Here is a 26197-nt window from a genome sequence, read left to right as displayed (position 1 = left end):
GATCCATTCGGCTGGCTGCATGATCTGCTCCCTGCGTGGTGAGTATGCAGAGTCAGACAACACAAGCAAGGGAAGATTCCGGCATTTCCCCTATTTGCCGATGACAGAGCCTTTTTTGCCCCGGCGTTTGTCAGTGTTCCCCATTACCGGTAAACCGCCGCACGGCCACCTCCCACTGCTGCATCAGGCTGGCCGCTTGGTCGCGTCCGATGGTGGGCAAGAACGTCCGGTCGGCGCGCCAGTGCGACGCCAGTTCGTCGGTGCCTTGATACAGGCCGATGGCCAGGCCCGCCAGGTAGGCCGCGCCCAATGCCGTCGTTTCGATCACTTGCGGGCGCACGACGGGGATGCCCAGCAAGTCGGCCTGGAATTGCAGCAGCAGGTTGTTGGCGCAGGCGCCGCCGTCCACGCGCAGTTCCGTGATCGGCGCTTGCGCGTCGCGCGTCATGGCGCCCAGCAGGGCGGCGCTCTGGAAGGCGATCGCTTCCAATGCCGCGCGGGCGATGTGGCCCACCGTGCTGCCGCGGCTCAGGCCCAGGATGGCGCCTTTCGCCGACGGCACCCAGTACGGCGCACCGAGTCCCGTAAACGATGGTACGAAGACGACGCCGCCCGAATCGGGCACGGAGGCGGCCAAGCCTTCCGCTTCGCCCGCGTGGCCGATGGCACCGAGGCCGTCGCGCAGCCATTGCACCACGGCGCCGCCGATGAAGACGCTGCCTTCGAGCGCATATGTCGGCTGCGCGCCCACCTGGCAGGCGGCTGTGCTGATCAGGCCATGCTGCGATTGCGCGCACTGTTCGCCGGTATTCAGCAACAGGAAGCAGCCCGTGCCATAGGTATTCTTGGCCATGCCCGGCTTGAAACAGGTCTGGCCGAACAGCGCCGCCTGCTGGTCGCCGGCGATGCCGCCGATGATGACGGGGCTGCCCAGTACGTCCGCATCCGTTTCGCCATATACGTGGCTCGATGGGTGGACGGATGGCAGCAGGCTGGCGGGAATGCCCAGCCAGTCGAGCAGCTGGGCATCCCAGCAGCCTTCATGCAGGTTCCACAGCATGGTGCGCGAAGCGTTGCTGACGTCGCTCACGTGCAGGCGGCCGCCCGTCATTTTCCACGCCAGCCACGTATCGATGGTGCCGAAGGCCAGTTCGCCGCGCATGGCCCGCGCGCGCACGCCGGGTACGGCGTCGAGTATCCAGCGCAGCTTGGTGCCGGAAAAATACGGGTCGAGCACCAGGCCCGTTTTCGCGTGGATGGCGCCGGCCAGGCCGCGCGCGCGCAAATCCTCGCACAGCGCTTCCGTGCGGCGGTCTTGCCAGACGATGGCGTTGTACACGGGTTCGCCCGTGGCGCGGTCCCATACCACCGTCGTTTCGCGCTGGTTGGTGATGCCCAGCGCACCCAGGGCATCGGCCTGCAAGCCTGTCTTGGCCAGCACTTCACGGCAGGTCGCCAACTGGCTATGCCAGATTTCCATCGGGTCGTGTTCGATCCAGCCCGGCTGCGGGAATAACTGGCGAAACTCGCGCTGTGCCACGGCGACGATGGCGCCTGCTTCATCGAACACCATGCTGCGCGAGCTGGAAGTGCCCTGGTCGAGGGCCAGCAAATACGTCATGCCGCCACCTCCTGCGCCAGATGCACCGCCAGCCACTGCTGCAGGCGCGCCACGTCGGCCGGCGTGCAGCGCAATCCCAGCTTGCTGCGCCGCCACAGGATGTCGTCGCTGCTCCTGGCCCATTCCACCTCGATCAGATAGCACGCTTCGGCTTCGTACAGGCCGGGCGCCAGCTGCGCGCCCAGGTCGGCCATCGAGGCGGCGCCCGTCAGCAGGCGCGTGGCGCGGCTGCCGTAGGCGCGCGCATAGCGGCGCGCCAGCGCGGGCGGCAGCCAGGCGTGGTCGCGCTGGAAGCGGGCGAGGAAACCGTCGAAATCATGGCTGTCCACCAGCCGGTTCGGCTGCTCCAGGTCGCCGCCGGGCAGCGGTGCCTCGGCCGTCCATGCCGCGGCGGTATTGTCCAGCAGGGGCGCCAGCAAGCCCAATGCTTCCTCGGCCAGCTTGCGGTAGGTGGTGATCTTGCCGCCCCATATATTGAGCAGCGGCGCGCCCGTCGCGGCCTCGCCGCGCGCCACTTCCAGCAGGTAGTCGCGCGTGACGGCCGACGCGTTCTGCGCGCTGTCGTCGAGCAGCGGGCGCACGCCCGAATACGTCCACACGACATCGGCGGGAGAAATCTCGCGCTTGAAATAGCGGTTCGCGGCCTGGCACAGATAATCGATCTCCGCCTGGCTGATCTTGACCTGGCTGACCTCTCCCTTGTATTCCTCGTCCGTGGTGCCGATCAGGGTGAAGTCATCCTGGTAGGGAATGGCGAAGATGATGCGCTGGTCCGGGTTCTGGAAGATGTAGGCATGCGGATGCTCGAACAGGCGCGGCACGATGATGTGGCTGCCCTTGATCAGCCGCAGCCCCTGCGTCTTGCCGCCGCCGGCCGCACCGGCAAATTGCGCCGTCCACGGTCCCGCCGCGTTGACGATGGCACGCGCGCGCAGGGTCTTGCGCTGGCCATCCTCGGCTTGCAAGGTGGCTTGCCAGTCGCCGCCATCGCGGCGCGCGTCGACGCAAGCCGTGCACGTGAGGATATGCGCGCCGTGTTCCTGCGCATCGAGCGCATTGAGCACCACCAGGCGCGCATCGTCGACCCAGCCGTCGGAGTACACGAAGCCCTTGCGGTAGCCAGCCTTCAGCGGCGCGCCCGCCGCGTGCTTGTCCAGCGCGATGCCTTGCGAGGCGGGCAAAAAGGCCCGTTTGGCCAGGTGGTCGTACAGGAACAGGCCCGCACGTATCATCCAGGCGGGGCGCTGGGCGGCGTCGTGCGGCATGACGAAGCGCATCGGCCACATGATGTGGGGCGCGGCGCGCAGCAGCACTTCGCGTTCCTGCAGCGCCTTGCGCACCAGCTTGAATTCATAGTATTCGAGGTAGCGCAGGCCGCCGTGTATCAGCTTGGTGGAGGCGGACGAGGTGTGCTGCGCCAGGTCGTGCTGTTCGCACAGCACCACGCGCAAGCCGCGGCCGGCCGCGTCACGCGCGATGCCGGCGCCATTGATGCCGCCGCCGACGACCAGCAGGTCGCAGTCGGCGGGCAGGGAGGAAAAGCGGGAAGCGGACATGGAAGACTCGTCTGGTAAAAGTAAAAGAAAATTAAATGCCGTATCAGGCGAGCAGCGACAGCACGGGCGGCAGCACGAGGGCCAGGCCGGCGATCAGCAGCAGCACGAAGACGGCGCGGCGCACGTGTTCGATGGGCAGGCGTGAAGGGTGGCGGCGCGCCAGCCACGTCAAGCCCATCACCAGGGGCAAGGCCTCGAGCGTCAGCCACAGGGCCGTCATGCTGAACTGGCCATGCGTCAGCACGAGGACCAGGCGCAGCACGGCATTCGCGGCGAACAGCACGATCAGCGAATGGCGGATCATGTCGGCCGGCCATGGCTGGCGGTACAGGTGGTACACCATGGGCGGGCCGGCGCTGGCGAACAGGCCGCCCATCACGCCGGACACGCCGCTGAAGAACAGAAACGCGGGCAGGCTTGACTGGCGCGCCCGCGCGCTGGCGCGCAGCACCAGCGTGCACGCGCAGATGACGATGGCGCAGCCGAGCAGGAAGCGCAGCACGCTCACTTGCTGCGCGCTGAACCAGCCCAGCAGGGCCACGCCCGCGCCCACGCCCAGCTGGCTGACGGCCAGCGAGGGGCCGAACACGGGCCAGGCCAGCCGCGGGCGCGTGCGGCCAAACGTGATGGCGGCATTGACCAGCACCAGCACGCTGACCACGTTGGCGACGTCGCCCAGGCTGGCCAGGTGCAGCACGGCCGTCAGGCCCAGCAGGATCAGGCCAAACGCAAAACCCGTCAGGTTCTGCGCGACGCTGGCCAGCGCCACGCAGGCCAGGAACAGCAAGTGCGACGCCACGCTCATGCCAGACTCATTTCGCCAGCGACAGGAAGAAGTCCTGCTGCGCGCAGCCGCGCCGCACGAAGACGGGCGGCTGGCCCAAAGGCGCATCGACTTCCACGCGCTGGCCGCCGTCGAACGCGGCGCCGCTCCACAGGTGGATCCAGGCGTCGCCCTGCGGCAGGTAGGCGCTCCAGCGCGCGGCACCGGCCGCGTGCACGGGCGCCACCAGCAGGTCGGGGCCGAACAGGTACTGGTCCTGGATGGCGTAGGTGGCGCGGTCGTGTTCATAGTGCAGGAACAGCGGGCGTTGCAGCGGCAGGCCGCGCGCCACAGCCTCTTCGGCCAGGGTGCGGATGGTGGGCGCCAGCGCCACGTGCAGCCGCGTCATGCGGGCAAAGTGGCGGAACACGTCTTCATCCTGGTAGAACTGGAAATTCTCGTCCGGGCGGTTGCCTTCGTGCGTGCGCATCATCGACGTGAACACGGCCATCTCGGTCCAGCGCTGGAACAGTTCGGCCGTGCGCAGATTGCCGAACAAGCTTGTATAGCCGCCGATGTCGCTGTGGTGGTAGGCATTTCCCAGGAGGCCCGAGGACAGGGCGCCGCAGATCACCGTCTGCAAACCGTCGTGGCGGCTGAAGTCGACCGACTGGTCGCCCGCCCACAGCAGCGGGCAGTGCGCCTGCACGCCCGTGTAGCCGGCGCGCATGAAGAAGGTGGCGTCGCCCGTCTTGCCGGCCCGTTCGATGGCGCGTGCATTGACTTCGGCCCACAGGGTCGGCCACGCGTTGTGCATCAGGCGCGCGTCGGCGCCATTGTGCAGGCGCAGGTCGATCGGCAGGTATTCGCCGAAATCGGCCATCCAGCCGGACAGGCCGAAATCGAGCATTTCCTGGCGCAGGATGCGTTCCTCGAACCACAGCGCGGCGGCCGGATTGGTGAAGTCGACGACGCCGCAATCGAATTCGCCGAAGTCCACCAGGTAGGCGCCGCCATCGATGGCGGTCGCCAAAAAGCCCTGCTGCAGCGCTTCCTGGTACAAGGTGCCGTCGTTGCACAGGTAGGGATTGACGTAGCCGAGGAAGCGGATGTCCTGCGTGGCCAGGTCGGCGATCCAGTTCTTCAGGTCGGGGTAGCGTTGCGGCTGCCAGCGCCAGTCCCAGAACAAACGCTTGCCGAACGAGGTCTGGCGCAAGCCCACCCAGTCCTCGCACCACAGGGCGCTGACGGGCAAGCCGTGTTCCTGCGCCTGCGCCAGGATGGTGCGTGCGTGCTCTTCGCCGCCTTTCAGGCCCAGCATCGCGCCATTCTGCAGCCAGGCTGGCAGCTGCGGCTGGCGGCCGAAGCGCTGCGAGACGACGCCGATCAGGTCGACGAAGGTGTCGGCCAGCATGAATTCCAGGCGCTCTGGCATGGCCCAGAACTGCAGTTCATGGAAGTCGGGCTGGCGGAAATCGAAGTCCGCATACGCCGTCGTTTCCGCATGCAGGCAATAGCGCTGCGAAGAGATGAAGCTCGGTTGCGGATAATTCGTGTGGTAGTAGTCGCCGCCCGACTTGGACGTCACGTCCGCCTGCCACGTCAAGTGCGTCGACTTGTCGCGGCCCACGCCCGGCTCCGACGTCCACAGGGGGAAGTGGCGTCCGCGCAGGTCGAAGTACGACATCTGCTCGCCGCAGCCCCATACATGCTCGTCCTGTTCCGCGGGCAGGCGCAGCCACAGCCGGTTCCAGCCCGGCGCCGCGTACTGCACCACCAGGTGCACGCCATGCGGCGTCGCTTGCACGGCCAGCACCAGTTGCGGTGCGTCGCCCGCATGGCGCGCAAAGCTCAGCGTGGCGGCGTCGCCATCCTGCGTGACGGCCAGCGCGCGCAGGGCATTGCGCTCCTCGACGTAATCCTCGATCTCGAAGTTACCACGGTACATTTCCATGCTTTCGCGGCCCTGGCCGACGAACACGCATGGCGCATCGGCACTGTGGCGCAGCAGCAAGCGGCCGGCGCAGCGCAGGGCGACGCTGTCATTTTCCTGGTGTAGTGTGTACTGCATGACGATCAACTCCTGTGAAAACCGGCCGCCGCATGGCGGGGCATGCGGGCGGGCCGGCGGTGCATCAACAATTAAGTACTAATTAAAAAACGAGGAACATGCCGGCGGTCAGCTCGACGGGACTGTAGCCGAAGTAGTTATTGTCCCCCCGGAACTGCAATACGCCCAGCTTGGCGTGGCTGTTGTTGGCGATGCGCGTGGCATACGCGTAGAACGACAGGGTAGGCTGGAAGTTGTACAGGTAGCCCAGCGAGTACGCGGTCGACTTCGGCTTGCCCACGCCATCGCCCGTGTTCGCGCCGAACGCGCCCCTGGCGTTGGCGCCGTCATAGCTGATGTGTGCCAGGCTGCCTTCGATGCGGTGCTTGCCAAGGTCATACGCGCCCGACACGCCGAAGGCGTCGGCCGCATAGCCGCCTGCGTTCGACACGCGGTAGGACGTGTAGGAGCCGCCCAAGGTAAAGTCGTTCCACTTGTAGCGCGCGCCGACGATGTCCGTGACTTGGTTGCGCTTGATGAAGTTCGGCGTGCCGGCCGTGCTGATGTCGTTGCTCTGCTGGTAATCCATGTGCGCATAGCCGAGGAACAGATCGCCCTTTTTGTACAGCACGTTGGCGGCCCAGCTGCGGCCATCGTTTTCCAGGTCGGTGGCGGAAGACGCCTGCTGGCCTGCCGAATACGACACCTCGGCCGAGATATTGTTCCAGGTGGGGCTGCGGTAGCGCAGCGCATTGCCGTAGAACAGGGCCGTGCCCGAATTGTTGCCGGCCAAACTCGTCGTCTTGCTGGCGTTGCCCGTCACGGGGTCTTTCAGGTAGCGGCCCAGCGATTCGGGGCGCGTGAGCGAGAACAGGGCGCTGAAGTCATTGGCGCCATAGTTGTGCGCCGAGGCCAGGTCGGCGCCCAGCGAGACCCAGAACGGCGCCATGTACATGGTGCCGCCTTCGATCGAGCCCCAGGTGGTTGAGGCAAAGCCGACGGTGGAACCGCGGTTGAACAGCACGGACGAGGTGGTGTTGTTTTGCGTCCCGCCGCCCGCATTGCCGTTGAACAGGTTCAGACCCGTCTCGACGCCGAAGATGGCCTTGTATTCATCGCTGAAGACCCAGGCGCCCGTGAGGCCCAGGCGGCTGGCCATCTCGCCCTGGTTCAGGCGGTGGTTCGTCAGCTGGCGCCCGCTGGCATCCTTGCCGCGCGAGACCGTGTAGCCGATGTCGCCACGGCCGTACAGCTTCCAGTTGAAGCCGGTGACGGGTTTTATCGGGGCCGCCGCCGATGATGCCGGTGCGGCCGCCATCGCTGCTGCTGGCGCTGCTGGCTGGGCCGCCTTCGCTTCCATCTGCGCTACCCGGTCCTGCAATTGGGCCAGCATGGCTTTCATGTCGCTCAGTTCGTCGGCGCGCGCGTTAGCGCTAACAAATGACGCCGAGAAAAGGGCTCCCGTGATGGCCGCGGCCAATGTGGTCTTGCGTAATGTCGTTTGCATGATCCTGTCTCCTGTGTTTTTATAGGTGTATTGTTGCTGATCCCTGCCTTGCCTACATTAAATAATCAAATCCCTCCCATGCACAAATATTTGATATCGAGGAAGTCGTCCATGCCGTAGTGCGAGCCTTCGCGGCCCATGCCCGAATGCTTGACGCCGCCGAATGGCGCCATTTCATTGGCGATCATGCCCGTGTTGATGCCGACCATGCCCACTTCCAGTTCTTCCGCCACGCGCCAGACTCTGCCCAGGTCGCGGCTGTAGAAATAGCCGGCCAGGCCGAATTGCGTGGCATTGGCCATGGAGACGACTTCGTCTTCGCTGCCGAAGCGGAACAGGGGAGCCAGCGGGGCGAAGGTTTCCTCGGTGGCGACCAGCATGTCGCTGTTCGCTTCCAATACCACGCTGGGCTCGAAAAAGCTGCCGCCCAGCGCGTGGCGCTTGCCGCCGATGGCCAGCTTGCCGCCCTTGGCCAGCGCGTCGGCGATGTGCTGCTCGATCTTGCGCACGGCGTTTTCATCGATCAGCGGACCTTGTGTGACGCCAGCGTCCAGGCCATTGCCCAGTTTCAGCTCGGCTACCTTGGCCACCAGGCGGGCGGCGAAATCGTCGTAGATGCTGTCCTGTACGTAGATGCGGTTGGCGCACACGCAGGTCTGGCCGCTGTTGCGGTATTTCGACATCAGCACGCCTTCGACGGCCGCGTCGATGTCGGCATCGTCGAAGACGATGAAGGGCGCGTTGCCGCCCAGTTCCAGCGACAGCTTCTTGATCGTGCCGGACGCTTCGCGCGACAGCCAGGCGCCCACTTCCGTCGATCCCGTAAACGTGATCTTGCGTACCAGGTCGTTGTGGCACAGTTCCGTGCCGATCGCTTGCGCCGCGCCCGTCACCACATTGAAGACGCCGGGTGGCACGCCGGCGCGCAGCGCCAGTTCGCCCAGGGCCAGGGCCGACAGCGGCGTTTGCGACGCCGGTTTCAAGACCATGGCGCAGCCGGCCGCCAGGGCGGGGCCGGCCTTGCGCGTGATCATGCCGTTCGGGAAATTCCACGGCGTGATGGCCGCGCACACGCCGATCGGCTGCTTGATGACGACGATGCGCTTGTCGTTCGACGGCGGCGCGATGACGTCGCCATACGCGCGCTTGCCTTCCTCGGCAAACCATTCCAGGTAGGCCGCGTTCGAGACGATCTCGCCCTTGGCTTCCGCCAGCGACTTGCCTTGCTCGCTGGTGAGGATCAGCGCCAAGTCGTCCGCGTGCTGCAAAATCAGCGCATGCCAGGCGCGCAGCACCGTGGCGCGCGCCTTCACCGTCTGCTTGCGCCACAACCGGAAGGCCGCATGCGAGGCGGCGATGGCGCGCCGCGTCTCGGCCGCGCCCATGCGCGGCACGGTGGCGATGACTGCGCCCGTGGCCGGGTTGGTCACGGCGATGGTGGCGCCGTCATCGGCGTCGCACCAGACGCCATCGATCAGGCATTGCTGTTTCAATAGGCTTGCGTCTTGCAGGTTCAACATGAGGGTTCTCCTTGGATGGGTGATGCGGCTTAACCCGCTACAGATACTTGCGCGAGGCCGGCGTCGACGATGATGTTCTGGCCCGTGATGCCGTCCGAATCGTCGGCCGCCAGGAACAGGGCCGTGCGCGCCACGTGGCCCGCGTCGAGCCGGTATTTCAGGCATTGCAGTTCGATGAAACGCCGGTCTTCTTCCGGATCGCGCCACAGGGCGGCCTGGCGGTCCGTGGCGATGGCGCCCGGCGCGATGGCGTTGACGCGGATATTCTGTTCGCCCAGTTCGCGCGCCAGGGTGCGCGACAGGCCCGCGATGCCGGCCTTGGAGGTGGTGTAGCCGACCAGGTTGGGGCGCCCGCGCATCCATGAAATGGAGCCGAGGTTGATGATGGAGCCGCCGCCGGCGGCCGCCATGCCGGGCGCCACCTGCTGGATGGCGAACACATGATGCTTGAGGTTCAGGGCGAGGCAGTTGTCCCAGTACTCGGGCGTCAGTTCGGCCAGGCTGTGGCGGTCGTCGCGGCCCGCGTTATTGAGCAGCACGCGGATGGCGCCGAAACGCGCCTCGACGTCGGCCAGGCTGGCCTGGTAGGCGGCGATGTCGCGGATGTCGCTGTACACAAAATAGGGCGCATGGCGCGACAAAGGCGCCAGGCGCGCGGCCAGGGCGGCGCTGGCGTCGCGGTCGATGTCGCAAAAAGCCACTTGCGCGCCTTGCACGGCGAAGTGTTCGACGAGCGCAGCGCCGATGCCGGAGCCGCCGCCGGAGACGAAGACCACGCGGTCCTGCAGGCTGGGGTAGAGAGTGATGTTGGCGTTCATGCTGTCCTCGGGGTGAGATCGGGGTATCAATCCCGGTAAAGGGGTTCGGGCTGGCCGGCCACGTCCAGGCGCACGGCAAAGAGGCCGCCGGCCTGAGGCTGGCGCGCCAGTTCGTCGTCCGCCGCGCCTTCGCGCGCGCTGGTGATGTACAGGGTGCGCAGGTCGGCGCCGCCAAAGGCGATCATGGTGGGGCGCGTGACGGGCACGTGCACGACGCCGATGATTTCGCCCTGCGGCGAAAAGCGCAGCACCCGGCCACCTTCGTATTGCGCGCTCCAGTAGCAGCCTTCGGCGTCCAATGCCGCGCCATCGGGACGGCCGCCATACACGGCTTCTTCTCCTTTGACGGGCAGGCGCGCGAACACCTGGCGCTCGCCGACCTGGCCGCTGGCCGCATCGAACTCAAAACGGTAGATCACGTGATTCGGCGTGTCGGACTGGAACAGGGATTTTGCATCTTCCGCGAAGGCCAGGCCGTTGCTGACCTTGACGCCAAGATCCTGTTGCGGTCCCCAGCCCAGGCGCGTGGCGCCCCGTTCCAGGCAAAACATGGCGGCCAGTTCCGCCGTGCGCGGTTCGTACATGGCGCCGGCCCAGAAACGCCCGGCGCTGTCGCAGCGGCCGTCGTTGAAGCGCATGTCGCGGCTGTCGTACGGTGCATCGGCCAGCTTGTCGAGCAAGCCTTCCTGCGGATAGAAACGGTAGAAACCGTCGCGCAGGGCCGCCACCAGGCCGCCTTTTTCAGCCAGGGCGATGCAGCCCGGCTCGCACGGCACCCACCAGACGCGGTCGAGGTTTGTCGCCGGATCGTAGCGGTGCACACGGCGTCCGGCGATGTCGATCCAATATAAACACTGCTCGGCCACGCTCCACAGCGGGCATTCGCCCAGCTGGGCGCGCGCGTCGAGCACGAGTTCGGCTTGCCATTCACGCATGCTGTTTCTCCTCGATTGCCAGGCGCATGGCGATGTGCAGGCTTTCGCCGGGCGCCAGCAAGCGCATGCCCGTGCCCTGCGCGCCGCGCGCGGCCAGCGCAAACGCGTTATTCGCGTGCGTGACGGGTTCCAGCGCAATGAAGCTGCGCTCGTCGTCGGGCGCGAAGCAGACGAGGTGGCCGCAATTGTCGCTGGCCGACAGGTGCACGGCATAGTCTCCGTAATCGAGGCTGGCGCGGCCCGTCCAGCCGCTGTAGCAATTGTCCGCCTGCCAGCCGGCCACGGGCTGCGGCGTGGCGAATGGCGATGCTTGCGCCACGGGCGCCAGACCGGCCGGCAAGTGGTCGTCGCCCATGCTCCACACGTCATCCCACTGCGTCTGCAGGCGCAGGCCAGGGGCCAGCGGGAAGTAGGGGTGAAAACCCAGGCCGGCGGGCATGGTGCGCGCGTCGTCATTACGCACCGATAATGTCAGGCGCAGGCCGGCTTCGTCGAGCAGCACGGTTTGCTGCACCGTGCAGGCAAATGGCCAGTCCGCGTCGCCGCCATGCACGAGCAGCAGTTCGGCGCTGTGGGCCGTGCGCGCCGCCACATGCCAGACGCGCTGCCAGCCGAAGCCGTGGATGCTGTGCGGCTCGGGCGGGAAGTTGGCGCGCAGCGCATGCGTCTGTTCCGGCGCCTGCAGTACGGCGTTGCCGATGCGGTTCGAATACGGCGCCAGCGGATAGCAGGCCATCTGCCGCACACCGGCGCTGGCCGGCGCGGCGCGCAGGATGTCGCGCCCGCGCCAGCGCAGCGCCGCCAGCGCGCCACCCGTGGCCGGGTGGACGTCGGCGCGGCAGTCGCCATGCGTCAGGGTGAAGGGAGGCTGGTGGTTCATTTTCAGCCTCAGCCCTTCAAGCCGCCCGAGGTCAGGCCGCTGACGACCTTTTCCTGGAAGATCACGATCAGCACGACGATGGGCACGATGGCCACCACCAGCGCCGCCGAAATGATCGGCCACGGGAAGGCGAACTCGCCCTGGTACAGCTGGATGCCGACGGGCAGGGTGCGGTATGCCACGGCCGAATTCATCGACAGCGCCAGCAGGAACTCGTCCCAGGAATTGACGAACGCGAGGATGGCGGCCGTCGCCACGCCAGGCGCGGCCAGCGGCAGCACGATGCGCCACAGGGCGCTCAGGCGGGTGCAGCCGTCGAGCATGGCCGCGTTCTCGATGTCGCGCGGGATATCCTGGAAAAAGCTCACCATCATCAGCGTGCAGATGGGCAGGTTCAGCACCGTGTACGGCAGCACGAGCGCCCAGTAGGAGTTCAGCAAGCCCAGGCTGCGCATGATTTCGAACAGCGGCACCATCAGGGTCACCAGCGGGAACATCGACACGCCGATGATGGCGGTCAGGATCAAGCCACGGAAACGCAGGCGCAAGCGGGCAATCGCATACGCGGCCAGCGCGCTGATGAACAGGCTGAGCAGGGTCGACAGGCCGGCCACGATCAGGCTGTTGGTCAGGAACGTCAGCAGCGGCTGGTCCTGGAAGGCCGAGATGAAATTGCCGATGGTCGGTTCGTGCGGCCAGTAGGTGATCGGCTTTTGCGTCAGTTCGCTCTCGGTCTTCAATGAGGTGAATAAAATCCACAGGGCGGGGAAGACGCCGTTGAGGATGACGATCGCGGCGGCGAACCAGCGCAGGCGCTTCGATGAAAACAGGCCGCTCATTCTTTGTCTCCTCTTACATATTTCAGATACACAAACGTGGTGGCCATCGACAGCAGGAACATGAACACGGCCAGGGTCGAGCCGTAGCCCACGTCCAGGTAGTCGACCGTATTGGACTGGATATACATGGCCAGGGTCTTGGTTTCGTCGCCAGGGCCAGGCATGTTGTACGGAATATCGAAGGACTGGATGGCCGTCAAGGTGCGGAAGATCAGCGCCACCAGCATCGATGGCACCAAGAGCGGCAGGGTCACTTCCGTAAATTGCTTCCACTTGCTGGCGCCGTCCACTTCGGCCGCTTCATACAGCGAGGCGGGGATCGTTTGCAGGCCGGCCAGCAAAATCAGGGCCATGAACGACGAGGTTTTCCAGATGGTCGTGATGCAGATGGCGGCCATCGTCAGCGCGGGCGAGTTGAACCAGATTTGCGGTTCCCAGCCCAGGCCGGGGATCAGCAGGTCGATGCGGCGGATGATGTCGTTCACCAGGCCGTATTCGCTGTGAAAGAACCACGCGAAGATCAGGCCGACGAAGGCCAGCGGCAGCGCCCACGGCAGCAGCAGCGCCAGGCGCACGGGCCAGCGGTATTTGAACGGCATGTTGGCCAGCATGGCCAGGCCCAGGCCCGCCACCAGCGCGCCCGGCACGGTGACGACGGTGATGATGACGGTGTTTTTCAGCGACTTCCAGAACAGGCTGTCTTCCAGCGCCATCTTGTAGTTATCCAGGCCCACGAAACTGGGCAGGCTGCCGCCGGACAGGCGGATGTCGAAAAAGCTGTTGTAGATCAGTTTGCTGACCGGGTAGGCCACGATCAGCAGTAAAAACAGAATCGCCGGCGTCAGCAGGACCCAGGCCAGCGTCGTTTCGCTGGGGTCCGTGATGCGGCTTTTCAGGGTGCGTTGCCTCATGATTTCCTCGTCTGTTGCGGTGTGCGTATGCGTGTGCCGCCCGGGCCGCCGTCGTGGCGGCCCGGGCGCATGCCGGTTAGCGCAGGATGCGCTTGACCCGGTTTTCGATCTCGGCCACGCCGGCCGCCGGCGTTTTCACGCCCGCCATCACGGCATTCGTGTTCACGCGCACGGCTTCGGACACTTCGCTGTAGCGCGGCGTGACGGGGCGCGACCGGGCGCTTTGCACGACCGGCAGCGCATCGGCGAACCAGCCATTGACGGCCAGCACTTCCTTGTCCTGGTAGACGGATGGGTAGACGGGCAGGTTGGAGGCCTTGATGGCCAGCTGCTTCGACACTTCCGGGCTCGACAGCCAACGCACCAGCTTGGCCGACGCTTCCTTGTTCTTCGAGAACGAGGACACGGCCCACTGCCAGCCGCCGATGCACGACGCAGGTTTGCCGCCCGCCATGGCCGGCAGGCTGACGACGCCGACTTTATCCTTCACGCTGCTGTCGGCGCCATCCTGGAAGTGATTCCAGGCATAACCCCAGTTGACGGCAAACAAGACGTTGCCGGCCTGGAATTCCTTTCGCGTATCGTCGGTGGCCACTTCGGCGATGTTCTTTTTTGCCACGCCCTGGTCGACCAGCTTGCGCCACATGGCCAGGCCCGCTTCCGCCTTGGGCTTGTCCAGGGTCAGCTTGCCGTTGGTGACCAGTTCGCCGCCCTGGCTCCAGTACGGCAGCAAGAAGGTGCAAACGGCGCCTTCGATGGCCTTGCCCTGGAAGCTGATGCCTTGCAATTCCGGATTCTTTTCGCCGGCCTGGATGGTGCGCGCCACGGTGGCCAGCTCATCCCAGGTTTTCGGCGCCGCCAGCTTGTACTTGGCCAGCAAGTCCTTGCGGTAGTAGAGGAACATGGCGTCGGCAAAGGCGGGCAGGGCCACGACCTTGTTGTCGACCATATTCGCCTGCTTGTAGGCCGGCAAGTACTGGCCCATGATCTTGTCGCGGTCGGCGCCCAGGTATTTGTCCAGGCTTTCGATCCAGCCGGCCGACGCGTACTGGGCCGGACGGATGATGTCGATCAGGAACACGTCCAGGGTGGTGTCGCCGGCCGACAGCACGGTGTTCAGGTATTTCTGCTGCAATTCCGAGGTGGCGCCGCCCGTTTCCAGGTCGATCTTGACGCCGGGATTGGCGGCCATGAACTTGGCGAACAGTTCGCGCATGACTTCGGGGCGCTCCTGGCCGCCGACAAAGACCTTGACCGTCTGCGCGTGCGCGCCGGTGGCAAGGACGAAGGTGGCGCCGAGCGCCAGGACGAGGGATTTGATACGCATGATGCTTGTCTCCTGTTTTTTGGAATGGGTATGCCGCTTGTGCGCGGCTTATCGGGATGGCAGTACCGCGCCGCCCTGCGGATCGAACAGATGGAATTTCTCCATGTCCAGCTGTACCGTGACTTGCTGCCCTGGCGCCAGCGCAAACGTGGGCGGCAGGCGCGCTGTCAATTCGCCGCCTTCGCACTGGAAGATGACGAGGGTTTCCGCGCCCAGCGGTTCGACCACCACGACGGTGGCGGCCAGGGCGGCGCTGGCGTTGCCGGCCGCTTCCAGGGTGATGTCTTCCGGGCGGATGCCGAATTCCACGGCGCGGCCATCGAGCTTGCCGCAGGCCGTCTGGCGCTCAAGCGGCAGGGCAAGGCGGGCCGCGCCCAGGACAATCTCGGTCTGGCCGGCGCCGTTGCGCGCCACCTTGGCGCCAAGGAAGTTCATCGGCGGCGAGCCCGTGAAGCCCGCGACAAATTTCGACACGGGTTCGTTGTAGATCTGGTCCGGCGTGCCGACCTGCATGATGTTGCCGCCGGACAGCACGACGATGCGTTCGGCCAGGGTCATCGCTTCGACCTGGTCATGCGTGACGTAAATGGTGGTGGCACCGATGCGCTGGTGCAGCTTCTTGATTTCCGTGCGCATTTCCGAGCGCAGCAGGGCGTCCAGGTTCGACAGCGGTTCATCGAACAGGAACAGCTTGGCCTGGCGCACGATGGCGCGGCCCATGGCCACGCGCTGGCGCTGGCCGCCGGACAGGGCGCGCGGCTTGCGGTCGAGCAAGTGGTCGATTTTCAGGATGGTGGCGGCGGCGCGCACGCGCTGTTCGATTTCCGCCTTCGGAAACTTGCGCAGCTTCAAGCCAAAGCCCAGGTTGTCGAACACGGACTTGTGCGGATACAGCGCATAGTCCTGGAACACCATGGCGATGTCGCGCTCGCGCGGCGGCAAGTCGTTGACGACCTGCCCCTCGATGGAGATGGTGCCGCCCGTGATGGATTCGAGCCCAGCGACCATGCGCATCAGGGTGGACTTGCCGCAGCCCGATGGGCCGACGAAGACGACGAACTCGCCTTGCTTGATTTCCAGGTCGATGCCATGAATGACTTCGACGCCGTTGTCGTACTTCTTGACGACCTTTTCCAGTTTTACACCTGACATGCTTGTCTCCAAAAGATGCGAATGACGCGTCTGAGCGCGCTACGTGCGTTGCAACAGAAATAGATTAGTAGGCGCCCGTGTCGAGGGCTTTCGCCAGCGACGGTTTCAGGGCCGTGATAAAGGCGTTGGCCTGGCGCATCATCATGCCCATGTCCGAGGCGATGGCCACATAGTCATAGCCGTAACTAATGAAAGTGTGCACCATTTCCGGCGAGGGGCCGACAATGCCGATCGGTTTGCCGATGGCGCGGGCGCGGCGGGCCGCGTCGGCAATCGCCGCCTGTACTTCGGGGTGGCCGATATTGCCGATGTGGCCCATCGCTGCCGACAGGTCGCCGGGGCCCACGAACAGGGCGTCGACGCCATCGACGGCGGCGATCTCTTCCAGCTGCGCCAGGGCGGCCGGCGTTTCCAGCTGGATGATCGAGAAGACGGCGCCGTTGGCGCGCGTGGCGTAGTCTGGCACGGTGCCGTAGCGGCTGGCGCGGTGCATGGCGGCAAAGCCGCGCGTGCCGGGAATAGCCTGGCCCGGCTGGGGATAACGGGTGGCGGCCACGGCACTGCGTGCTTCAGCGGCGTTTTCCACGAACGGGAACATCAGGGTCTGCGCGCCGATGTCGAGCGCGCGCTTGATTTGCACGAGGTCGTTCCAGGCCAGGCGCACGACGGGGCAGGCCGGTGTGCCGCCCACTGCCTGCAGGATCTGGTAGGCGTCCTGGTAGTCGATGGGCACGTGTTCCATGTCCAGCACCAGCCAGTCGAAGCCGGCGCAGCCCATGGCTTCGGCCGTCACGGGCGTGCCGGCCATCAGCCAGCTGCCCAGCGGTACTGCTTTGTCCGCCAGCAAGGCGCGGAAGCGGTTGTCCAGGATATCCATAGTTGTGCTCTCTCTATATGTGTAGGGAAGACGGCGGCGTCAGAAGATTGGCGGCTCGGGCGTGGCGGCGTTGCCCAGCAAAAAGTCCAGGTCGCAGCCTTGGTCGGCCTGCGTCACGTGCTCCATGTACAGCTTGGTGTAGCCGCGCGCATATTTTTGCGCCGGCACCTGCCATTCGGCGCGGCGGCGCGCCAGTTCCTCGTCCGTCACGTCCATGTTCAGGCTGCGCGCGGCGATGTCGAGTTCGATCATGTCGCCGTTGCGCACCAAAGCCAGCGGGCCGCCGACGGCCGCTTCCGGTGTCACGTGCAATACGCAGGTGCCGTAGTGGGTGCCGCTCATGCGCGCGTCGGAGATGCGCACCATGTCGCGAATGCCTTGCTGCAGCAGCTTTTTCGGCACGGGCAGATTGCCCCATTCCGGCATGCCGGGCGCGCCGATGGGGCCGCCGTTGCGCAGGATCAGGACCGTGTTTTCATCGATGTCCAGGTCGGGCGCGTGGATCTGCGCCAGCATCTCCGCGTTCGAGTCGAACACGAGGGCGCGTCCCCGGTGTTTGGCGAACTTCGGATTGGCGGCCGACGGCTTGATGACGGCGCCGCCAGGACACAGGTTGCCGCGCAGCACGGCCAGCGCCGCGCCGTCGGCCACCGGCTGCGACACCTTGCGGATCACGCTGTCGTCGAGGCAGACGGCGTCGGCGATGTTCTCGCCCAGGCTGCGGCCCGTGACCGTCAAGGCCGTCAAATCCAGCTGCTGCGCGATTTCCTTGAGCAGGGCCGGCATGCCGCCCGCATAGAAGAAATCTTCCATCAGCTTGTCGCCGGACGGGAACAGGTTGGCGATGACCGGCACTTTTTGCGCCATCGCATCCATTTCATCGAGCGACAGGGCCAGGCCGGCGCGCCCGGCGATGGCGACCAGGTGGATGGCCGCATTGGTCGAGCCGCCGAGCGCCATGTAGGCGGCCACGCCATTCGACAGCGCGGCGCGGGTGAAGAAGCGCGACGGCTTCAAGTCTTCCCACACCATGCCGACGATGCGCTCGCCGCATTGCGAGGCCATGCGCACGTGGTTGGCGTCCATGGCGGGAATGCTGGTGGCGCCGGGCAAGGTAAAGCCCATCGCTTCGACGATGGACGTCATGGTGGAAGCCGTGCCCATGGTGTTGCAGGTGCCGGGCGAGCGCGTCATCTTCGCTTCGAGCTTGATCCATTCGGGCTTGGCGATGTCGCCGGCCACGTAATCGTCCCAGAATTTCTTGGTGTGCGTGCCCGCGCCCACGCTCTGGCCGCGGTAGCGGTCGTTGAGCATGGGGCCGGCAGGGCAGAAGATGGCGGGGATATCCATGCTGATGGCGCCCATCAGCATGCCGGGCGTCGTCTTGTCGCAGCCGCCGAGCAGCACGGCGCCGTCGATCGGCAGCGAGCGCAGCAGTTCTTCCGTTTCCATGGCGAGGAAGTTGCGGTAGATCATGGTGGTGGGCTTGACCATCACTTCGCCCAAGGACAGGGCAGGCAGCTCGACGGGGAAGCCGCCGGCCAGCAGGATGCCGCGCTTGACGGCTTCGGCCCGTTCGCGCAGGTGCGAGTGGCACGGCGACAGGTCGCTCCAGGTATTGATGATGGCGATGACGGGGCGGTCGAGGAATTCCTCGCGGCGCAAGCCCATCTGCTGCAGGCGCTGGCGGTGGGCGAACGAGCGCATGTCGTCTGGGGCCAGCCAGCGCTGGCTGCGCAGGGATTCCAGCGTGCGGCGGGAAGTAGCGGAGCTCAATGTGTGTCCTTTTCGGTTGCCTGGCCCGCTGCGGATGGCGTTCCAGTGCTGCTGTCTCGGGTCTTGCTTGCCGCCTTTGTTAGCGCTAACATTGCAAGTACAGCGAAATATAATTTGAATCGCACGGGGCTGTCAACAGATTTAATGCAGGGTGCAGGCGCAAAGCCCTTACACTATCGGCATGATTTCATTGACGCCAATTTCCAGGGTGGAATTTCTGCAGCCCAGCCGGTGAACCGTAGCGCAGCGGCGTTACGCCGGCATCCCCGTGCGGCCGGCCATGGCATGATGCGTGGTGATTACCGATTTTTGAGAAGGCAGTACCCATGAACGACCCAGTACGCAAGCGGCGTGGCCTCGGCCGCAGCACCGTGTTCGATGTGGCCAAATTGGCACAGACCTCGGCCATTTCCGTATCGCGCTATTTCAAGGAACCGGACCGCGTGTCGCAGGAAACGCGCGAGCGCATCAAGCGCGCTATCGACCAGCTCGGCTATATCCGCAACGAGGCGGCCGGTGGCCTGGCCTCGACCCAGGGGCGCATCGTGGGCGCCATCGTGCCCAGCGTGTCGAATTCCATCTTTGCGGAAACCATTCAGGGCTTGTCGACCACCTTGTCGCAGCACAATTACCAGTTGCTGCTGGCCACCCACGATTACTCGATCGAGACGGAAGAGAAGGTCGTGCGCGCGTTTCTCGGCTGGTCGCCGCGCGCGCTCGTGCTGACGGGCGCCGACCATAGCGCCGCCACGGAAACCTTGCTGGCGGGCTTGCAGATTCCCGTCATCGAAACGTGGGATATCCGCCCCGAGCGGCCGTATCCGCAGATCGGTTTTTCGCATATCGCCACGGGGCGCGACATGACCTTGTATTTGCACGGGCAAGGCTACCGGCGCATCGTCTACGTCGACAGCGGCATCGGCAGCGATTTCCGCGCGCGCAAGCGGGCACAGGGGTATGAGGAAACCATGCGGCAGCTGGGCTTGCGTGCGGACATCGTGCAAGCGTCGGTGACGTCGCCGCTCGATGCGGGCGGGCAAGTGTTCAGCGAGCAAATGGCGCGCGCCGAGCGTCCCGACGCCCTGTTTTTTGCCAACGACAACATGGCGGCCGGCGCCATCTATGAAGCGGCGCGCCTCGGCATCCGTATTCCCGAGCAATGCGCGGTGGCGGGCTTCGGCGACTTCCCGTTCTCGGAAAAACTCATGCCGGCGCTGACGACGATACGCGTGCCGCGCTATGACATCGGCCGCCTGGCCGCGCAAGCGATCCTGCAGCGCCTGGGTGAAGTGGACGAGGGCGCCGCGCCGCCGGCATTGGCGCCGCTGGCGTACGAACTGATCGCGCGGGCCAGCGCTTGAGATACCGTGCTTGCCGCAGATATTGATGAATCATATTTCTATCATCACAACATGCAATTGGATAGATATGCTGCGATGCGGCATCATGCACCTGTCTCCTCTACTTCCTCACAGGAATTAGATTCAGCCCGCTCCCGCAGCGGGCTTTTTTTTGCCTGTTTTCATAGCCTTATCTCTTAAGATAAGCTTGTTTAAACATAAACATGCAAGAAGACAAGTTGATGATGCCTTTGTTTCGCGCCGCCGGCACGCTGGCGCTGATGGCGCTCGGCGCCTGTTCGGCGGAGAAGCACCCGTTTGACCGCCATTTGGCCCAATTGCGTCCGGTCACGGTCGCAGCGCTGCCCGATATGGGCTGGCCGCCCGGCACGATGCTGTGCCCGATGGGAATTTATCAGAGCGAACTGAGCGACTCGGCGCCGCATGCAGACCGCGTTAACGCATTCCTGAAGCAAAAGAAATTTCTGGGTGATGAAGGTCTTTGGTCGCTGATCGTCGTCACACCGATGTCCGAAGGGGACGCAGCTATCGAGCAATTGCTTTTCAAGCGCGGCGATTATGACGTGATCAATGATCCGCAACTCATCGCGCGCGATGCGGAAACGGTGCCAGCGGGGTTTGCGCCGCACGCTTGCGTGACCGTAGAGCAAGCCCGCGTGCTGGTGACGCGCGCACAAAGATCACGTCGAAAACTCGTCATTTTGGGAACGAGCTAGGCCCGCTTCCGTCGCGGTTTTTGCCTGCGCCATGCATGATGTGCTACAGCACATTCGCCGCCACGGCCGAACTGTAGTTGCGCGCCAGGGCCGCGATGATGGCGGCCATCGCCTGCGGGTTGTCCGTGCCGCCGAAATGCGCGGCATACAGGCGCTTGGCCGCCTCGACTTGCGCATTCGTCAGTTTCACGGCATAGGCCATGCGCACGGTTTCAGGATTGTTCAGCGTCATTTTTCACCTCGAAGACAGATTTCGCTTGGCTTGCGTCACTTGTACGCGCAAAGGATTGCAACTACAATCGTTGCATTTGCAATCGTATAGGCAATGTCTGCCTTGCGCAAGCATTGTTGCGACAGGAGCTTTCATGCATTCTTCCCCTTTATTCCCTCCACAGCCATTGGACGCTGCGCGCCACGCCGCCCAAGCCTGCTTGGCTGCCTTGGCGGCACCGCCGGCGTTGCCGTTGCGGCAGGTGTCGCCGCGCCGGGCGCTAGGCGCCATGGCGGGCAGCTTGCAGACGGACCCGGGCGCGGAGAATGCCATCCGCGTCGTGCGCGCGGAAGTGACGCAGCGGCCTGACGATGCCTGGAATGTGACGGCGTCCGCGAGTGCCTGGCCGCTGCGCTATGGCGCCGACAAACCGCTGCTGTATCTGTGCCGCCCCACCTCGCTCCAGGCATTGAATGGCGTGCTGGTCGATGCGCGCGAGCGTGGCATCGTTTGCAGCGATGCGGAAACGCAATCTTCTCGCTGGCCGAAAGGCGTGCAGCCCGCGCTGCCCGCCTGGCTGTCCGCGCAGCACAATTGCACGCCGTTCGACCCGGCTACGGGCGAGGAAGTGCGCGCCATCCTGCGCTCGGCACTGGAAACGCTGTATCTGGAACAGCAGACAGGCTATTACTACCTGGCCATACATGATGAAGAGGCGGACGAAGGTGCGGATGAAAATGCGGACGAAGGTGCGGTGGCCACGCCCTTGTCGGACGCCGATGCGGCAGCGGCCAGCCTGGGCATGTACCGCGTGTCGCCGCCGGATCCGGCGCCATGCCGGGTGCGCCTGTGCGGTGCGGGAACGATGCTGGCCGTCGTTGCCGATGCGGCCCGCTTGCTGAAGGACGACTGGGATATCGCCGCGCAAGTGTGGAGTTGCCCCAGCTACACGCGCCTGGCGCGCGATGCGCAGGCGGCGGAGCAGTGGAACCTGCGTCATCCGCGCGCCGTCCCAAGGTTGGCCCATGTGCGGCGCTGCCTCGATGACAGTGCCGCGCCCGTCATTGCCGTCACCGGCTATGGACAGCACATCGCGGGCCAGATCGGCGGCTACGTGCGCGGGCGTTTCATCGCCGTCGGCGCTGACGCCATGATGGAGGTCAGCGCGCCATGGCTGGCCGTCACGGCCTTGAAAGCCCTGGCCGACGACGGCGCGCTGCCCCTGCAGTTCGTCGATTACGCGCTGCGGCGCTACGCCTTGCTCTGAGCTGCGTTGCGTGCCGCCTCGGCGGCGCGCGCGAGGGCGGCGCTGAAGTACTGCTGCTCGCCGCCGTCAAATTGCGTCAGGAACAGGTCGGCCACCGTGGCCTGGTAGACGGCCCACATCTTCTTGCGCAAGACCTTGCCATCTTCCGTGATGGAAACGAAGGCGGCGCGCCCGTCTTCCATCGAGCGTGTGCGCGTCACCAGCCGGTCCGTTTCCAGCTTGTCCACCAGGCGCGTCAGGTTGTAGCGCTCGATGGCCAGAGCGTCGGCCAGTTCATGCATGCGGCGCGAACCGTCCTGTCCGCTTTCGAGTCCCCACAGCACGTCATACCACGCATACACGGGCAGGCCGGCGGCGGCGAGGCGGCGCTCGATTTCGCGGATCATCAAACGGTGCGTGCGCACGAACGAGAACCACAGGTCGGGCACAGTGGCCAGGCCAATTTCAGGCGCAATTTCAGACATCGTATTCCTCCAGATCGATCACAGTTGCAAATGCAATTATAGCGCTATACAATGGCCGCCGTAACGATTGCAAATGCAATGATTGCATCAGCAATTATTCGCATATTGAATTTCCAACTCAGGAGACTGCCATGACCACATCCCTCGCTGTGCCCGATATCGACCCGCAGGAAACCAAAGAATGGCTGGAGGCGATGCAGGCCGTCGTCGCGGTGGAAGGACGCCCGCGCGCCCATTATTTGCTTGACCAACTCGTCGATTCCGATTCCGCGCAGCACGGCGGCATGCATGGCCGCGTCACCACCGCGTATACCAACAGCATCGCCACCGAGCGCCAGGGTGGATATCCGGGCGACCTGGCCATCGAGCGCCGCCTGAACGCGTATATCCGCTGGAATGCGATGGTGATGGTCTTGCGCGCGGCCAAGCATTCGAACGTGGGCGGCCACATCGCCACCTACCAGTCGGCGGCCGTGTTGTACGACGTGGGTTTCGACCACTTTTTCCGTGGCCGCACGGACCAGTTCGCCGGCGACCTGGTCTACATCCAGGGCCATTCCGCGCCCGGCATCTATGGCCGCGCCTATCTGGAAGGGCGCATCACGGAAGCGCAGCTGGACAATTACCGCCGCGAAGCGGGGCGCGAGGGCTTGTCATCGTATCCGCATCCCCGGCTGATGCCCGACTTCTGGCAATTTCCCACCGTCTCCATGGGCCTGGGCCCGCTGACGGCCGCCTACCAGGCCCGTTTCATGCGCTACCTCGAGTACCGCGGCTTGAAGGAACACCAGGGCCGCAAGGTATGGGCCTTCCTCGGCGATGGCGAGATGGACCAGCCCGAATCCCTGGCCGCCATTTCATTGGGCGGACGCGAGCGCCTCGATAACCTGATCTTTGTCGTCAACTGCAACTTGCAGCGCCTCGACGGCCCGGTGCGCGGCAACAGCAAGGTCATCCAGGAGCTGGAGGGCACGTTCCGCGCGGCGGGCTGGCATGTGATCAAGGTCATCTGGGGCAGCGGCTGGGATGCCTTGCTGGCGCGCGATACGAGCGGCTTGTTGCGCCAGCGCATGATGGAATGCGTGGACGGCGATTACCAGACCTTCAAGTCGCAGAATGGCGCCTACGTGCGCGAGCATTTCTTTGGCAAGTATCCGGAACTGCTGGCGCTGGTGGCGCACATGTCGGACGATGACATCTGGAAGCTGACGCGCGGCGGCCACGACCCGGAAAAAGTGCACGCCGCGTATGCCGAGGCCATGCGCACGCCGGGCCGTCCCACCGTGATCCTGGCCAAGACCGTCAAGGGCTTCGGCATGGGCGAGGCGGGCGAAGGGCAGAACATCAACCATCAGCTGAAAAAGATGAGCGCCGACGCCGTGCGCGCGTTTCGCGACCGCTTCGCGCTGCCCGTCAGCGATGCCCAGCTGGAAGAGATGCCGTATCTGAAACCGGCGCCGGACAGCGAGGAAGGCCGCTACTTCGCCGCGCGCCGGGCGCAGCTGGGCGGCTACATTCCCGCCCGCATCAGCAAGGTGGCGCCCTTGCCAATCCCGCCACTGTCCACGTTCGCCACCCAGCTCAAGGATAGCGGCGAGCGGGGCGCGTCCACCACCATGGCCTTCGTGCGCATCCTCGGCACTCTGCTGAAAGATCCCGCTTTGAGCAAGATCATCGTGCCCATCGTGCCGGACGAATCGCGCACGTTTGGCATGGAAGGCCTGTTCCGCCAGATCGGCATCCATTCCTACCTGGGCCAGCTGTACACGCCGCAGGATGCGGGCCAGCTCAGCTATTACAAGGAAGCCAAGGATGGGCAGATATTGCAGGAAGGGATCAACGAATCGGGCGCCATTTCTTCCTGGCTCGCCGCCGGCACGTCGTACAGCAACCATGGCCTGGCTACCATTCCGTTCTACATCTTCTATTCGATGTTCGGCTTGCAGCGTGTGGGCGACCTGGCGTGGGCGGCGGCCGATGCCCGCACGCGCGGCTTTTTGCTGGGCGCCACGTCGGGACGCACGACACTGATGGGGGAAGGCCTTCAGCACGACGATGGCCACAGCCACGTGCTGTCGTCCGTGATTCCCAACTGCATCTCGTACGACCCCACGTTCGCGTATGAGCTGGCCGTGATCATCCATGACGGCATGCGCCGCATGTTTGCCGAGCAAGAGGATATTTTCTATTACATCACCTTGCTCAACGAAAACTATCCGCACCCGGCCATGCCGGCAGGAGCAGAGGCGGGCATCTTGCAGGGCCTGTATCTGCTGCAGGAAAGCCCTGAAGCCCTCACGGCAACCACGCCGCGCGTGCAGCTGATGGGCAGCGGTTCCATCCTGCGCGAGGTGCTGGCCGCCAGCGTGCTGTTGCAGCAGGATTTCTGCGTGGCGGCCGACGTGTGGAGCGCCACCAGCTTGACGCAAGTGCGGCGCGACGGCCTGGCCGTGCAGCGCTGGAACATGCTGCACCCGGACAGCGAACCGCGCGTGCCGTATATCGAGCAATGCCTGGCTGGCCGGCAAGGCCCCGTGGTGGTAGCCACCGACTACATGAAAATCGTCGGCGACCAGGTGCGCCCGTTTGTGCACGACCGGCGCTTCATCACCCTGGGCACGGATGGCTTCGGCCGCTCCGATACGCGCGAATCCTTGCGCACTTTCTTTGAAGTGGACCGCCATTTTATCGTGCTGGCCGCGCTGACGGCGCTGGCCGATGGGGGCCAGCTGCCGCGCAGCAAGATTGGCGTAGCCATCGCCAAATACGGCATCGACGTGGAAAAACTGGATCCCGCGTCCGTGTAACTTTTTTCAAGGAGGGCATCATGAAACTGTATTACGCAACGGGAACGTGTTCTTTGTCGCCGCACATCGTGGCCATCGAGGCGGGCATTGCGCTGGAACTGGAACGTGTCGATATCCGGAAGATCCCGCGCATCACGGAAACTGGCGCCGACTATGCGCGCATCAATCCGAATCTGTACGTGCCGGCGCTGGCGCTGGACGATGGTGCGATCTTGCTGGAAGGCACGGCCATCGTGCAATACCTGGCCGACCTGACACCGGCCAGCGGTCTGGCGCCGCCGGCAGGCACCATGGCGCGCGTACAGCTGCAGTCGTGGCTGGGTTTTATTGCCACCGAGCTGCACAAGGTGTTCAGCCCCTGGCTGTTCCATCCGGAATACGGTGCGCAGGCACAGGACGTGGCCCGCTCGCGCCTGGCCGCACGCCTCGATTATGTGGAGCGGCAACTGGGCGATGGTCGGCAGTACTTGTTGGGGAACACGTTTACGGTGGCCGATGCGTATTTGTATACCGTCCTCAGCTGGTCGGAGGTCGCCAAAGTCGACCTCGGTGCTTTCCCGCAGGTGAGGGCGCTGCTGGCCAGCATAGGCGATAGGCCAGCCGTGCGCGAAGCGATTCGTTGCGAGGCGCAGCGGCAGTCCCAATGAGATATTGATAAATCGAATTTCTATCATCACAACATAGAATTGGATGAATATGCTGCGATGCGGCATCATGCACCTGTCTCCTCTACTTCCTCACAGGAATTAGATTCAGCCCGCTCCCGCAGCGGGCTTTTTTTTGCCCGTTTTTATGGCATAAAGCTGCGCACGCTTGCTTGTCATCATCGCCATCGTGTT

At 64.7% G+C, this 26197-nt stretch carries 22 protein-coding genes; 5 read left to right on the top strand and 17 right to left on the bottom strand.

What is annotated here, in order from left to right; translation table 11 throughout:
- Positions 1–130: 130 nt before the first annotated feature.
- The 15 genes from glpK to araD form a co-directional block, all read right to left on the bottom strand.
- The gene (glpK, locus tag KO538_RS28310) at positions 131–1621 is read right to left on the bottom strand and encodes a glycerol kinase GlpK (RefSeq protein ID WP_219330365.1); all 1491 of its coding nucleotides are present in this window, start codon (positions 1619–1621) and stop codon (positions 131–133) included.
- The gene (gene glpD, locus KO538_RS28305; RefSeq protein WP_219330364.1) at positions 1618–3177 is read right to left on the bottom strand and encodes a glycerol-3-phosphate dehydrogenase; all 1560 of its coding nucleotides are present in this window, start codon (positions 3175–3177) and stop codon (positions 1618–1620) included. Before glpD ends, glpK begins: the two co-directional genes overlap by 4 nt.
- Positions 3178–3220: 43 nt before the next feature.
- Positions 3221–3982, bottom strand: coding sequence for a TSUP family transporter (locus KO538_RS28300; protein ID WP_219330363.1), 762 nt, complete (start codon positions 3980–3982; stop codon positions 3221–3223).
- A 7-nt stretch (positions 3983–3989) separates the two neighbouring features.
- Positions 3990–6011: an alpha-glucosidase gene (locus KO538_RS28295; RefSeq protein WP_219330362.1), complete on the bottom strand. Its 2022-nt coding sequence runs from the start codon at positions 6009–6011 to the stop codon at positions 3990–3992.
- Positions 6012–6093: 82 nt separating this feature from the next.
- On the bottom strand, positions 6094–7497 hold the full coding sequence (locus KO538_RS28290) for a porin (protein WP_219330361.1): 1404 nt from the start codon (positions 7495–7497) through the stop codon (positions 6094–6096).
- Positions 7498–7562: 65 nt separating this feature from the next.
- Positions 7563–9017 carry an NAD-dependent succinate-semialdehyde dehydrogenase gene (locus tag KO538_RS28285; protein ID WP_219330360.1) on the bottom strand — a complete coding sequence of 485 codons (1455 nt, stop codon included), beginning with the start codon at positions 9015–9017 and terminating at the stop codon, positions 7563–7565.
- Between the two features lie 29 nt (positions 9018–9046).
- A complete protein-coding gene (locus tag KO538_RS28280; RefSeq protein WP_072453249.1) occupies positions 9047–9835 on the bottom strand; it encodes an SDR family NAD(P)-dependent oxidoreductase in 789 nt (262 codons plus the stop codon).
- Between the two features lie 26 nt (positions 9836–9861).
- A complete protein-coding gene (locus KO538_RS28275; RefSeq protein ID WP_219330358.1) occupies positions 9862–10770 on the bottom strand; it encodes an SMP-30/gluconolactonase/LRE family protein in 909 nt (302 codons plus the stop codon).
- Positions 10763–11650: an aldose 1-epimerase gene (locus tag KO538_RS28270; RefSeq protein ID WP_219330357.1), complete on the bottom strand. Its 888-nt coding sequence runs from the start codon at positions 11648–11650 to the stop codon at positions 10763–10765. Before KO538_RS28270 ends, KO538_RS28275 begins: the two co-directional genes overlap by 8 nt.
- An 8-nt stretch (positions 11651–11658) precedes the next feature.
- The gene (locus KO538_RS28265; RefSeq protein WP_034755232.1) at positions 11659–12489 is read right to left on the bottom strand and encodes a carbohydrate ABC transporter permease; all 831 of its coding nucleotides are present in this window, start codon (positions 12487–12489) and stop codon (positions 11659–11661) included.
- Entirely contained in the window at positions 12486–13400 is a 915-nt protein-coding gene (locus KO538_RS28260; protein WP_034755235.1) for a carbohydrate ABC transporter permease, read from the bottom strand. Before KO538_RS28260 ends, KO538_RS28265 begins: the two co-directional genes overlap by 4 nt.
- 76 nt (positions 13401–13476) lie before the next feature.
- Entirely contained in the window at positions 13477–14727 is a 1251-nt protein-coding gene (locus tag KO538_RS28255) for an ABC transporter substrate-binding protein (RefSeq protein WP_058049978.1), read from the bottom strand.
- Positions 14728–14775: 48 nt separating this feature from the next.
- A complete protein-coding gene (locus KO538_RS28250) occupies positions 14776–15879 on the bottom strand; it encodes an ABC transporter ATP-binding protein (protein WP_219330356.1) in 1104 nt (367 codons plus the stop codon).
- A 64-nt stretch (positions 15880–15943) separates the two neighbouring features.
- Positions 15944–16756 carry an HpcH/HpaI aldolase/citrate lyase family protein gene (locus KO538_RS28245; RefSeq protein WP_072453254.1) on the bottom strand — a complete coding sequence of 271 codons (813 nt, stop codon included), beginning with the start codon at positions 16754–16756 and terminating at the stop codon, positions 15944–15946.
- A 39-nt stretch (positions 16757–16795) separates the two neighbouring features.
- Positions 16796–18463, bottom strand: a complete 1668-nt coding sequence (gene araD, locus KO538_RS28240; RefSeq protein WP_374106898.1) for an L-arabinonate dehydratase — start codon at positions 18461–18463, stop codon at positions 16796–16798.
- Positions 18464–18858: 395 nt separating this feature from the next.
- Between araD and KO538_RS28235 the strand changes: the two genes are divergently transcribed.
- Both KO538_RS28235 and KO538_RS28230 read left to right on the top strand, forming a co-directional pair.
- Positions 18859–19893 carry a LacI family DNA-binding transcriptional regulator gene (locus KO538_RS28235; RefSeq protein WP_219330354.1) on the top strand — a complete coding sequence of 345 codons (1035 nt, stop codon included), beginning with the start codon at positions 18859–18861 and terminating at the stop codon, positions 19891–19893.
- A gap of 203 nt (positions 19894–20096) precedes the next feature.
- Positions 20097–20609, top strand: coding sequence for a hypothetical protein (locus KO538_RS28230; RefSeq protein ID WP_257620638.1), 513 nt, complete (start codon positions 20097–20099; stop codon positions 20607–20609).
- Between the two features lie 43 nt (positions 20610–20652).
- On the opposite strand, the gene KO538_RS28225 is transcribed toward KO538_RS28230, so the two are convergent.
- The gene (locus KO538_RS28225; RefSeq protein WP_046684175.1) at positions 20653–20841 is read right to left on the bottom strand and encodes a hypothetical protein; all 189 of its coding nucleotides are present in this window, start codon (positions 20839–20841) and stop codon (positions 20653–20655) included.
- Positions 20842–21109: 268 nt separating this feature from the next.
- Between KO538_RS28225 and KO538_RS28220 the strand changes: the two genes are divergently transcribed.
- Positions 21110–22087 (top strand): pyruvate dehydrogenase, encoded by a 978-nt coding sequence (locus tag KO538_RS28220; protein WP_219330352.1) that lies wholly within the window; start codon positions 21110–21112, stop codon positions 22085–22087.
- On the opposite strand, the gene KO538_RS28215 is transcribed toward KO538_RS28220, so the two are convergent.
- On the bottom strand, positions 22072–22551 hold the full coding sequence (locus KO538_RS28215) for a MarR family winged helix-turn-helix transcriptional regulator (RefSeq protein ID WP_219330351.1): 480 nt from the start codon (positions 22549–22551) through the stop codon (positions 22072–22074). The genes KO538_RS28220 and KO538_RS28215 overlap by 16 nt on opposite strands.
- 131 nt (positions 22552–22682) lie before the next feature.
- Between KO538_RS28215 and aceE the strand changes: the two genes are divergently transcribed.
- Positions 22683–25358 (top strand): pyruvate dehydrogenase (acetyl-transferring), homodimeric type, encoded by a 2676-nt coding sequence (aceE, locus tag KO538_RS28210; RefSeq protein ID WP_219330349.1) that lies wholly within the window; start codon positions 22683–22685, stop codon positions 25356–25358.
- A 20-nt stretch (positions 25359–25378) separates the two neighbouring features.
- Positions 25379–26005 carry a glutathione transferase GstA gene (gstA, locus tag KO538_RS28205; protein WP_219330347.1) on the top strand — a complete coding sequence of 209 codons (627 nt, stop codon included), beginning with the start codon at positions 25379–25381 and terminating at the stop codon, positions 26003–26005.
- The last annotated feature ends 192 nt before the right edge of the window (positions 26006–26197 follow it).

The sequence above is a fragment of the Janthinobacterium sp. NKUCC08_JDC genome (genome assembly GCF_019345575.1).
GTDB classification, from domain to species: domain Bacteria; phylum Pseudomonadota; class Gammaproteobacteria; order Burkholderiales; family Burkholderiaceae_D; genus Janthinobacterium; species Janthinobacterium aestuarii.
Note: the sequence above shows the minus strand (reverse complement) of the source record. Positions and strands in the feature narration are given on the sequence as shown.

Coding starts and splice junctions, on each gene's coding strand:
- glpK (WP_219330365.1), bottom strand. CDS start 1,621: ATGACGTATTTGCTGGCCCTCGACCAGGGCACTTCCAGCTCGCGCAGC.
- glpD (WP_219330364.1), bottom strand. CDS start 3,177: ATGTCCGCTTCCCGCTTTTCCTCCCTGCCCGCCGACTGCGACCTGCTG.
- KO538_RS28300 (WP_219330363.1), bottom strand. CDS start 3,982: ATGAGCGTGGCGTCGCACTTGCTGTTCCTGGCCTGCGTGGCGCTGGCC.
- KO538_RS28295 (WP_219330362.1), bottom strand. CDS start 6,011: ATGCAGTACACACTACACCAGGAAAATGACAGCGTCGCCCTGCGCTGC.
- KO538_RS28290 (WP_219330361.1), bottom strand. CDS start 7,497: ATGCAAACGACATTACGCAAGACCACATTGGCCGCGGCCATCACGGGA.
- KO538_RS28285 (WP_219330360.1), bottom strand. CDS start 9,017: ATGTTGAACCTGCAAGACGCAAGCCTATTGAAACAGCAATGCCTGATC.
- KO538_RS28280 (WP_072453249.1), bottom strand. CDS start 9,835: ATGAACGCCAACATCACTCTCTACCCCAGCCTGCAGGACCGCGTGGTC.
- KO538_RS28275 (WP_219330358.1), bottom strand. CDS start 10,770: ATGCGTGAATGGCAAGCCGAACTCGTGCTCGACGCGCGCGCCCAGCTG.
- KO538_RS28270 (WP_219330357.1), bottom strand. CDS start 11,650: ATGAACCACCAGCCTCCCTTCACCCTGACGCATGGCGACTGCCGCGCC.
- KO538_RS28265 (WP_034755232.1), bottom strand. CDS start 12,489: ATGAGCGGCCTGTTTTCATCGAAGCGCCTGCGCTGGTTCGCCGCCGCG.
- KO538_RS28260 (WP_034755235.1), bottom strand. CDS start 13,400: ATGAGGCAACGCACCCTGAAAAGCCGCATCACGGACCCCAGCGAAACG.
- KO538_RS28255 (WP_058049978.1), bottom strand. CDS start 14,727: ATGCGTATCAAATCCCTCGTCCTGGCGCTCGGCGCCACCTTCGTCCTT.
- KO538_RS28250 (WP_219330356.1), bottom strand. CDS start 15,879: ATGTCAGGTGTAAAACTGGAAAAGGTCGTCAAGAAGTACGACAACGGC.
- KO538_RS28245 (WP_072453254.1), bottom strand. CDS start 16,756: ATGGATATCCTGGACAACCGCTTCCGCGCCTTGCTGGCGGACAAAGCA.
- araD (WP_374106898.1), bottom strand. CDS start 18,463: ATGCGCTCGTTCGCCCACCGCCAGCGCCTGCAGCAGATGGGCTTGCGC.
- KO538_RS28235 (WP_219330354.1), top strand. CDS start 18,859: ATGAACGACCCAGTACGCAAGCGGCGTGGCCTCGGCCGCAGCACCGTG.
- KO538_RS28230 (WP_257620638.1), top strand. CDS start 20,097: ATGCAAGAAGACAAGTTGATGATGCCTTTGTTTCGCGCCGCCGGCACG.
- KO538_RS28225 (WP_046684175.1), bottom strand. CDS start 20,841: ATGACGCTGAACAATCCTGAAACCGTGCGCATGGCCTATGCCGTGAAA.
- KO538_RS28220 (WP_219330352.1), top strand. CDS start 21,110: ATGGCGGGCAGCTTGCAGACGGACCCGGGCGCGGAGAATGCCATCCGC.
- KO538_RS28215 (WP_219330351.1), bottom strand. CDS start 22,551: ATGTCTGAAATTGCGCCTGAAATTGGCCTGGCCACTGTGCCCGACCTG.
- aceE (WP_219330349.1), top strand. CDS start 22,683: ATGACCACATCCCTCGCTGTGCCCGATATCGACCCGCAGGAAACCAAA.
- gstA (WP_219330347.1), top strand. CDS start 25,379: ATGAAACTGTATTACGCAACGGGAACGTGTTCTTTGTCGCCGCACATC.